Raw genomic sequence first — 9,788 nt, 5'->3', positions numbered from 1 at the left:
CCGTCGGGCTGGGCGCGCACGCCGGCCACCACCACGTCGTGCTCGTCGGAAATATCGCCGACGATTTCTTCCAGGATGTCTTCCAGCGTCACCATGCCTTCGACTTCGCCGTATTCGTCGACCACCAGCGCGAAGTGGGTCTTGCGACGGCGGAACGCCTTGAGCTGTTCGGAGACCGAGCGCATCTCCGGCACGAACCACGGGGGCAGTGCGATAGTGGAAACGTCGATCTTGGACATGTCGCCCTCCGAGGCGCGGATCGCACGCAGCAGATCCTTGGCGTGCAGCACGCCGACGATGTTCTCGGGTTTGTCGCGCCACAGCGGAATCCTTGTGTATTCAGTGGCCAGCACCTCGCGCACCAGTTCCTCGGGCGGCAGGTCGGCGTTGATCATCACCATTTCGGTGCGGTGGACCATCACGTCGGAAACCTGCAGCTCGCTGAGGTCGAGCAGGCCGCCGAACATGTCGCGGTCCTGCTTCTCGACCTTGCCTTCGTGATGCAGCAGATCGACCGCGCCCCGCAGCCGCTCGTTCGGCGACAGCACCGGCTGGTTGGCCCCGATCTTGATGCCGAGCAGGTTCATCAGCACCCGCACGATCGCCTCGATCAAGGTCAGCAGCGGCGCCAGCAGGTAGACCATCACCTTCATCGGCCGCGCCACCAGCAGCGCGACCCGGTCGGGCGCGTTGATGGCGATGGTCTTGGGCAGCACCTCGGCGAAGATCACCACCATCACCGTCATCACCCCGGTGGCGTAGAGCACGCCGACCTCGCCGAACCACGCGGTGAAAACCCCGGTCGCCAGCGCCGAGGCGCCGATATTGGCGATATTGTTGCCGAGCAGCAGCGCGCCGATCATCCGCTCGCGCATCGCGAACAGGCTGTTGACCACGGCGGCGTCGCGGTTGCCCTGCTTCGACAGCCGCAGCATGCTGGCGCGCGAGGCGCCGGTCAACGCGGTCTCGCTGGCCGAGAAGAACGCCGAGATCAGCAGGCAGGCGATGACGATAGCGAATGAAATCCAATCCATGGCGTGACCATCACTTTTCAGTTGAACTCTTTCGTCTTGGCCGGGCCTGTCCCGGCCATCCACGTCTTGTCTTCCGAAAGAAAGTAAGACGTGGATGCCTGGGACAAGCCCGGGCATGACGATTTAACTTAGGATATGCGTGCGAGCTTGCGCTCGAGAAACTCACGAACCAGCGACGGCTGGACGTCGGGCGCGATCACGGCGCGGCCGATCGCTTCGAGCAAGATGAAGGTGAGCTTGCCGCGCTTGACCTTCTTGTCCTGTGCCATCAGCGTCATCAGCGCCTCGGCGCTGATTTTTTCCTGGGTGAAGCCCGCGACGTCCTGCAAGTGGGTCGGCAGGCCGGCGGCGGCAAGATGATGTTCTAGGCGAGCCGCGTCGGCGTCCGCGATCATTCCGAGCTGCGCGGACAACTCCGCCGCCAGCACCATGCCGACCGCGACGCCCTCGCCGTGATAGAGCCGGTCGGAAAACCCGGTCGCCGCCTCCAGCGCATGGCCGAAGGTGTGGCCGAGATTGAGCAGCGCGCGCTCGCCGTTCTCGCGTTCGTCGCGCATCACGATCGCGGCCTTGGCTCGGCAGGAGGTGGCGATGGCGTGCTCGCGCGCTGCGCCGCCCGCGAAAATGTCGGCGTGGTTGGCTTCCAGCCAGGCGAAGAACGCCTGGTCGCCGAGCACGCCGTATTTGGCGACTTCGGCATAGCCGGCGCGGAACTGGCGCGGCGACAGCGTATCGAGCACCGCGGTGTCGGCGACCACCAGAACGGGTTGGTGGAACGCGCCGACCAGATTTTTCCCATGCGGCGAATTGATACCGGTCTTGCCGCCGACCGATGAATCGACCTGCGCCAGCAGCGAGGTCGGCACCTGCACGAAATCGACGCCGCGGCGCAGGACCGCGGCGGCGAACCCGGCAAGGTCGCCGACCACGCCACCGCCGAGCGCAATCACCAGGTCGCTGCGCTCGATCTTCGCGGCGATCAGTTCCTCGCAGACATATTCCAGGCCCTCGTAACTTTTCGAAGCCTCGCCTTCGTCGACGATGATCCGCGACGTGGCGATGCCGGCGTCGAGCAGCGACGCCTCGGTCTTGCGCAACCAGTGTGTCGCCACATATTCGTCGGTAACGATCGCGGCGCGCGCACCGGGGCGCAGCGCCGCGACGCGCGCGCCCAGCGAGGCCAGCACGCCGCGGCCGATCACGATGTCATAGGCGCGCTCGCCGAGCGCGACATCGACGGTGACGGGATCGGAGTTCTTCAGCGGCGCGGTCATCGGGTGGCACCCGCCGGTTCGGTCGTTTGATTGGCGCGGCAAAGATGCGCGTGCAGCGCCGCGATGCACTCGTCGACGATTTTCTCGTGCAGCACGTCGCGCGATGCAAGGACGATATCGGCCAGCTCATAGACCGGATGGCGCTCCGCGATAAGACGCCCGATCGTCGCGGCGGGATCCGCAGTCTGCAGCAGCGGCCGGTCGGCGCGGCGCTTGACGCGCTTGAGAATCGTGTCGGCATCCGCCTTGAGCCAGACCGACACCGCCTTGTCGCGGATGCGACCGCGGGTCTCCTCGCGCATGAAGGCGCCGCCGCCGGTCGCCAGCACGCCCGGACCGCCGTCGAGCAGCCGCGCGATCACCCGCGCCTCGCCGTCGCGGAAATACGGCTCGCCATGGACGGTGAAGATTTCCGGAATCGTCATGCCCGCGTGAGCCAACTCGATTTCGCTATCCGCATCCTGAAACGGCAGCCGCAGCCGGGCCGCGAGCCGCCGCCCGATGGTGGACTTGCCCGCGCCCATCATGCCGACCAGCACCACCGAGCGCCGTCCCAGTGCCGAAACGATTCCGGCCTCCTGGCACGCGCTGGCATCGGCGTTGGCGGCGATCTCGGACATCGAACAAAAACCCCATTTGGCCGCCAAGGCGGCGTTCTGCGTCACCTATACTACCGCCGCCGAACCCGTTGCCAGAGACTCTTGCAACCGAGTTTGGAACATGTTGGTAGTCTTGGCCTCTGCTCCCGCAGTTCCACTGGTTAAGCCCGCCCGCCTTAAGGCTCATGGATGCCCAGCCTGTTCCGCTTCCTGACGGTCGTCGCGGTGTTCGGCGGCATCGTCTATGGCGCGATTTTCGCGCTGGCGAATTTCGTCACCCCGAAACCGCGGGAAATGAGCGTCACCATCCCCGCCGACAAGTTTCTCAAGAAATAGGGGTTAGGGTCAGGTTTGGTTTTACGTGTCCCGGACGCGGTGCAGCGTTTCTTGGCGGTGCACCGCAGAGCCGGGACCGCTACAGGCCGACGGCCTTCGATACGACCCCGGCTCTGCAGCGCACCGCTTTGCGCTACGCTGCGTCCGGGGAACGCAGTCATCAGGTTCACAGCATGATAGCAAGCCCTACCTCCGACACCCGCCTTACCGCCCTCTTCCTCGACATGCTCGCGGCGGAACAGGGCGCCGGCGATAACACGCTTTCCGCCTATCGCCGTGACCTTGAGGATTTTTCGCACTTCCTCGCCCGCGCCGGACGGGGATTTGCCGATGCCGAGACCCAGCCGCTGCGCGATTACCTCGGCGATCTCGACACCCGCGGCTTCAAGTCGTCGAGTGTGGCGCGGCGGCTGTCGGCGCTGCGGCATCTGTTTCGTTTCCTGCTCAACGAACGCGTCCGCGGCGACGATCCGGCGGCGATCCTCTCGGGGCCGAAACGTGGCCGCAGCCTGCCGAAGGTGCTGTCGATCGCGGACGTCGATCGCCTATTGGCACGCGCGAAAGCGCTGATAGATGCGCCAAAAGCCTCCACGTCGCAGCGGCTTCGCGCCATGCGGCTGTATTGCCTGCTCGAAGTGCTCTACGCCACGGGGTTGCGGGTTTCGGAGCTTGTCGCACTGCCATTGTCGGCGGCGCGGCGCGACGCCCGCATGATCGTGGTGCGCGGCAAAGGCAACAAGGAACGGCTGGTGCCGCTCAACGAGCCCTCCAAGCAGGCGATGGCCGATTACCTCGCCGCGATGGAAGCTGCGAAGGTCGAGAAGACGAAAAATGCCGCCGCCTCAAAATGGCTGTTCCCGTCGTTCGGCGAGAGCGGGCATCTGACGCGGCAGCATTTCGCACGCGACCTGAAAGAGCTGGCGGCGGCGGCCGGGCTTAGCCCCCGGCTGGTCAGCCCGCACGTGCTGCGCCACGCCTTCGCCAGCCATCTGCTGCACAACGGCGCCGACCTGCGCATCGTGCAAACCCTGCTCGGCCACACCGATATCTCCACCACGCAGATCTATACCCATGTGGTGGAAGAGCGGTTGAAGAGCCTGGTGCGCGACCTGCACCCGCTGGCGGAGAAGTAGCTCTTTTGTCGTCCCCGCGGAAGGCGGGGACGACGTGTAGGGCAAAAACAACCCGTTGATTTGCAAACGTTATCCCGCCCGAACGGCTTGACTTGGCGACTCAGTTGACTTGAAAAGCCACGAAGGCCAGTTTCGCCCGCCAGTTGCGGCCCCATATGTCGTCGATGCCGGATCACATGCGCAGTTACCTCGATTTCGAAAAGCCCGTCGCCGAACTTGACGCCAAGGTCGAGGAATTGCGCGCGCTCGCGGCCGGCGGCAGCGACATCGGCGAAGAGATTTCAAGCATCGAGGAAAAGTCGGCGCAGGCGCTGAAGGACCTCTACGCCAGCCTGACGCCGTGGCAGAAAACGCAAGTGGCGCGCCATCCGCAGCGGCCGCATTGCATCGATTACATCGACGCGCTGATCACCGAATTCACGCCGCTGGCCGGCGACCGCAAGTTCGGCGAGGACGCCGCGCTGATGGGCGGCTTCGGCCGCTTCCGCGGCGAAAGCATCTGCGTGCTCGGACAGGAGAAGGGCGCCACCACCGAGACCCGTCTCAAACACCATTTCGGGATGGCGCGGCCCGAAGGTTATCGCAAAGCCGTGCGGCTGATGGAGATGGCCGACCGCTTCGGCCTGCCGGTGCTCTCGCTGGTGGATACCGCGGGAGCCTATCCCGGCATCGGCGCGGAGGAGCGAGGCCAGGCTGAGGCGATCGCGCGCTCCACCGATGCCTGTCTGTCGCTCGGCGTGCCCAATGTCGCCGTCATCATCGGCGAGGGCGGCTCGGGGGGCGCCATCGCGATCGCCACCGCGAACCGGGTTCTGATGCTCGAGCATGCGATCTACAGCGTGATCTCGCCCGAAGCCGCTTCCTCTATCCTGTGGCGCGACGGCACCAAGGCGCAGGAAGCCGCCACCAGCATGAAGATCACGGCCCAGGATCTGGCCCGCTTCGGCGTCATCGATTCCATCCTGAAGGAGCCGCCCGGCGGGGCGCATCGCGATCCGGCCGCCGTGATCGCCACCACCGGCGACGCTATCGCCCAGGCCCTGAATGACCTGCGCAACCTCGACCGCGACATGATTCGCAAGGCCCGGCGGCAAAAGTTCCTGGATATCGGCCGCAAACTGGTGTGAGCTACTTTTGTCGTCCCGCGAAGGCGGGGACCGATACGCCGTGTGCTAGCGTTTATCAGTAGTTCCAATGCCTTAATTAACATAAGCGCCAGGGGTTACGGGTCCCCGCCTTCCGCGGGGACGACGCGAATTGAGGCCGTGCCCGACCGCTTTTGTCTATCCTTACCCACATCAACTTTTTGCATCGAAAAAGCCTGTTCGGCCCCAATTGTGCCCTGACGCCGATATTTAACCTCTGTTCACCATGGCGGTCATGGAACCCGGACCAGGGGCCGGTTCGGCTTGCGGCACGGGGCTCTTTAAGGATAATATTTTATTCAATGGCTTGGGGCATGGACGCTACGGCTCTTGACGACTTTGGGGTGCCTTGCAGTGATTGAACGCAGGCTGGTTCGCGCGCTTGTCGCTTCGGTTGCGCTCGCCGCCAGCGTCGCGCTGGCCGGCTGCAACAGCGACGAAATCTCGCTTGCGAGCAACGCCAAGGCCAACCAGCCGGTCCCGCCAAAACTCGTCGCCGACATGACGGCGAAAGACATGGACATGAACTCGCCGATCCTGGTGCGGCTGTTCAAGACCGAAGCGGAACTCGAGGTCTGGAAACAAACCCGCTCGGGCCAATACGCGCTGTTGAAAACCTATCCGATCTGCCGCTGGTCCGGCGACCTCGGACCCAAGGTCCGCGAAGGCGACCGGCAGGCGCCGGAAGGTTTTTACTCGATCAGCCCGGCGCAGATGAATCCGCAGTCTGCCTACTACCTGTCGTTCAACATCGGCTACCCCAATGCCTTCGACAAGGCGCTTGGCCGCACCGGCTCGCAGTTGATGGTGCACGGCGACTGCTCGTCGCGCGGCTGTTACGCCATGACCGACGAGCAAATCGCGGAAATCTACTCGCTGGGCCGCGAGTCCTTCTTCGGCGGCCAGCGCGCATTCCAGGTACAGGCCTATCCGTTCAAGATGACGCCGGTGAACATGGCCAAGCATCGCAACAACCCGAACATGCCGTTCTGGAAAATGATCAAGGAAGGTTACGATCATTTCGAGGTGACCAGGCAGGAGCCGAAGGTCGAGTACTGTGAGAACAAATACGTATTCAATCCGGCGCAGCCGCCGAATTCGTCGAAGCCGCTGACGTTCAATGCATCGGCGAAATGCCCGGTCTACGTCATTCCGGACGAGATCGCCGACGCGGTACGCGAGAAGCAGCAGCAGGACGCCGCCGAGACCGCCAAGCTGATCTCCAAGGGCACGCCGGTGGCGCGACTCAACCCCGGCATCGACGGCGGCATGAACAAGGTGTTCGCCGCCAAGCTGCCCGGCGGCGAAACCGGCCTGTCGGAAGGCGGCCAAGGCCAGAGCCTGTCGCTGCTCGCTTTGGCCCGCGCGCCGGGCACCATTCCGTCCCACGTCAATCCGCCGCGCAATCCGCTGCTGGCCTCGCAGGAAGAGCCTGTGGTCGCGGTGACGCCGGCGGCAGCTCCGGCGACCCGCGTGGCGTCCGCGGCGCCGACCGCGCAGTCGGATGGCTTTTTCTCCAACCTCGCGCGCAAGGTCGGGTTGACCAGCGCCGACACCACCTCGACGACGGCGCCGGCCAAGCCGAAAGATACGCCGCGGCCTTCGGCAGCAGTGGCCAAGACCGCCGCGCCGAAACCTGTGGACACCAGGGTCGCCGCGGCACGGCCGCCGTTCAAGCCGACCATTTCCGACCCCGCGCCGGCAAAGGACGCTTTGGTCGCCGGCGCGCAGCCGATCGTGCCGGCAAGTTCATTCGAGAGCCGTTTTTCGGCGGTGAAGTAACCAGACATCCAAATCATTTCCGTCATGCCCGGGCTTGTCCCGGCCATCCACGTCCTTCTTGCTTGTGCCAAGCAAGACGTGGATGCCCGACAAGCCCGGGCATGACGAACGACAGATCTAGATGTGGACAGCCGATCAGGCGGTCGGCCGCTTACGCATACCGGCCGTGGCAGTGCTTGTATTTCTTGCCGGAGCCGCAGGGGCAATCCTCGTTGCGGCCGATCTTGCCCCAGCTCGAGGGATTTTTTGGGTCGCGGCTGGCGGCATTGGCATTGGGCGCCGGCGCCAGCGACACGTTGGCGAACGCCATCTCGTCCTCGCCGGTGTTGGGATCGAACTTGTGCGCTTCCATCGCCGGCAGCACCGGCTGCTGCTCCTCCGGCGGCACGATCTCGACCCGCATCAGCTGCGCCGTCACCGCCTCGCGCAAATGCGCGGTCATCGCCTCATACAGACCGAACGCTTCGGACTTGTACTCCTGCAGCGGATCGCGCTGGCCATAGCCGCGCAGGCCGATGACCTGACGCAGATGATCGAGCATGATCAGGTGCTCGCGCCACAAATGGTCGAGCGTCTGCAGCAGGATGGTCTTCTCGACGTAACGCATCACGTCGGGACCCCATTGCGCCACCTTGGCCGCCATGTGCTCGTCAACGCGCTGTTCGATGCGGGTCAGCAGTTCCTCGTCGGCGATGCCTTCTTCCTTGGCCCATTCGTCGACCGGCAGCTCGATGCCGAGCACCCGCGTCAGCTCTTCCTTGAGGCCGGCGACGTCCCACTGCTCGGCATAGGCATGTTCCGGCACGTGCTTGGCGACGATGTCGTCGATGAAGTCGTGGCGCATGTCGGTGACCATGTCGGCCACGCTGTCGCTCTTCATCAGGTCGACGCGCTGGTCGAAGATCACCTTGCGCTGGTCGTTCTGGACGTTGTCGAATTTCAAGAGGTTCTTGCGGATGTCGAAGTTGCGCGCCTCGACCTTCTGCTGCGCCTTTTCCAGCGCCTTGTTGATCCAGGGGTGGATGATGGCCTCGCCCTCTTTCAGGCCAAGCCGCGTCAGCATGGTGTCGAGCCGGTCGGAGCCGAAGATCCGCATCAGATCGTCTTCCAGCGACAGGAAGAACTTTGAACGCCCGGGATCGCCCTGGCGGCCGGAACGGCCGCGCAGCTGGTTGTCGATGCGGCGCGATTCGTGGCGTTCGGAGCCGATGATGTAGAGCCCGCCCGGCCGGGTCACGGTCTTTGCAGGCTTGCTACCCTTGGCGGGTTCGACCTCGACCACATCCTCGGCCCGCAGCACCAGCTCGCGGAAGCGTTCGACATCGGCCTTGATGCGTTCGATCTTGGCGGCCTTCTCGGCCTCGTCGGTAATCCCTGCGGTTTCGTGCTGGATGCGCATTTCCAGCGAGCCGCCGAGCTTGATGTCGGTGCCGCGGCCGGCCATGTTGGTGGCGATCGTGATGGCGCCGGGCACGCCGGCTTCGGCGACGATATAGGCTTCCTGTTCGTGGAAGCGCGCGTTCAGCACCGCGAACAGCTTTGCCGGCTTGCCCGCGCGGGCGGCAGCGTAGAGCTTTTCCATCGCGTTTTCGTTGCCGAAATCGATCTGCTTGTAGCCGTGCTTCTTGAGGTATTCGGCGAGCACCTCCGACTTCTCGATCGAGGCGGTGCCGACCAGAACCGGCTGCAGCCGCGCATTGGCGCGCTCGACCTCGGTCAGGATCGCGGCGTATTTCTCAGCCTGGGTGCGATACACCTCATCGTCTTCGTCGAGCCGCGCCACCTGGACGTTGGTCGGGATTTCCACGACTTCGAGCTTGTAGATGTCGAACAGCTCATCGGCTTCGGTGGCGGCGGTGCCGGTCATGCCGGCCAGCTTTTCATACATCCGGAAATAGTTCTGGAACGTGATCGAGGCCAGCGTCTGGTTTTCCGGCTGCACAGGCTGATGCTCTTTGGCCTCCAGCGCCTGATGCAGGCCTTCCGAATAACGCCGGCCCGGCATCATGCGGCCGGTGAACTCGTCGATGATGATGACCTCGCCGTCGCGCACGATGTAGTCCTTGTCGCGCGTGAACAGCGTATGGGCGCGCAGCGCCTGATTGATGTGGTGCACGACGGAGACGTTCTCGACGTCATAGAGCGAATCGCCCTTGAGCTGGCCCGCGTCGCGCAGCAGCGTCTCGATCTTCTCCATGCCGGCTTCGGTCAGCGTCACTGTGCGTTGCTTCTCATCGACGTCGTAATCGGTCTTGTCGAGCTGCGGGAAAAACGTGTCGATGGTGTTGTAGAATTCCGAGCGGTCGTCGAGCGGACCGGAAATGATCAGCGGCGTGCGGGCTTCGTCGATCAGGATCGAGTCGACTTCGTCGACGATGGCGTAGAAGTGGCCGCGCTGGACCATGTCCTCCAGCCGGTACTTCATGTTGTCGCGCAGGTAATCGAAGCCGTATTCGTTGTTGGTGCCGTAGGTGATGTCGCAGGC

At 64.1% G+C, this 9,788-nt stretch carries 8 protein-coding genes; 4 read left to right on the top strand and 4 right to left on the bottom strand.

Annotated features, from left to right (window positions below; translation table 11 throughout):
* From VGP39_RS14105 to VGP39_RS14095, 3 genes are all read right to left on the bottom strand, one after another.
* Positions 1–1,034 (bottom strand): HlyC/CorC family transporter (locus VGP39_RS14105; protein ID WP_327568718.1); only part of this gene is annotated, 1,034 nt, incomplete at its 3' end.
* Positions 1,035–1,162: 128 nt separating this feature from the next.
* A complete protein-coding gene (aroB, locus tag VGP39_RS14100; RefSeq protein ID WP_327568717.1) occupies positions 1,163–2,308 on the bottom strand; it encodes a 3-dehydroquinate synthase in 1,146 nt (381 codons plus the stop codon).
* Positions 2,305–2,928 (bottom strand): shikimate kinase, encoded by a 624-nt coding sequence (locus VGP39_RS14095; RefSeq protein ID WP_327568720.1) that lies wholly within the window; start codon positions 2,926–2,928, stop codon positions 2,305–2,307. Before VGP39_RS14095 ends, aroB begins: the two co-directional genes overlap by 4 nt.
* Positions 2,929–3,096: 168 nt before the next feature.
* Here VGP39_RS14095 and VGP39_RS14090 point away from each other — a divergent pair, with 168 nt between their 5' ends.
* The 4 genes from VGP39_RS14090 to VGP39_RS14075 all read left to right on the top strand — a co-directional run bounded on the left by VGP39_RS14090 (position 3,097) and on the right by VGP39_RS14075 (position 7,303).
* Positions 3,097–3,243: a histidine kinase gene (locus tag VGP39_RS14090; RefSeq protein ID WP_327568716.1), complete on the top strand. Its 147-nt coding sequence runs from the start codon at positions 3,097–3,099 to the stop codon at positions 3,241–3,243.
* A 173-nt stretch (positions 3,244–3,416) separates the two neighbouring features.
* Entirely contained in the window at positions 3,417–4,376 is a 960-nt protein-coding gene (gene xerD / locus VGP39_RS14085) for a site-specific tyrosine recombinase XerD (RefSeq protein ID WP_327568715.1), read from the top strand.
* A 164-nt stretch (positions 4,377–4,540) separates the two neighbouring features.
* Positions 4,541–5,503, top strand: coding sequence for an acetyl-CoA carboxylase carboxyltransferase subunit alpha (locus VGP39_RS14080; protein WP_327568719.1), 963 nt, complete (start codon positions 4,541–4,543; stop codon positions 5,501–5,503).
* 372 nt (positions 5,504–5,875) lie between these two features.
* Positions 5,876–7,303 carry a murein L,D-transpeptidase family protein gene (locus VGP39_RS14075; RefSeq protein ID WP_327568714.1) on the top strand — a complete coding sequence of 476 codons (1,428 nt, stop codon included), beginning with the start codon at positions 5,876–5,878 and terminating at the stop codon, positions 7,301–7,303.
* A 151-nt stretch (positions 7,304–7,454) separates the two neighbouring features.
* On the opposite strand, the gene secA is transcribed toward VGP39_RS14075, so the two are convergent.
* Positions 7,455–9,788: preprotein translocase subunit SecA (gene secA / locus VGP39_RS14070; protein ID WP_327568713.1), on the bottom strand; the 2,334-nt coding region annotated here is incomplete at its 5' end.

Source organism: Bradyrhizobium sp. (assembly GCF_036009065.1).
Classification (GTDB): Bacteria; Pseudomonadota; Alphaproteobacteria; order Rhizobiales; family Xanthobacteraceae; genus Bradyrhizobium.
This window is presented reverse-complemented; position numbering and strand designations above follow the sequence as displayed.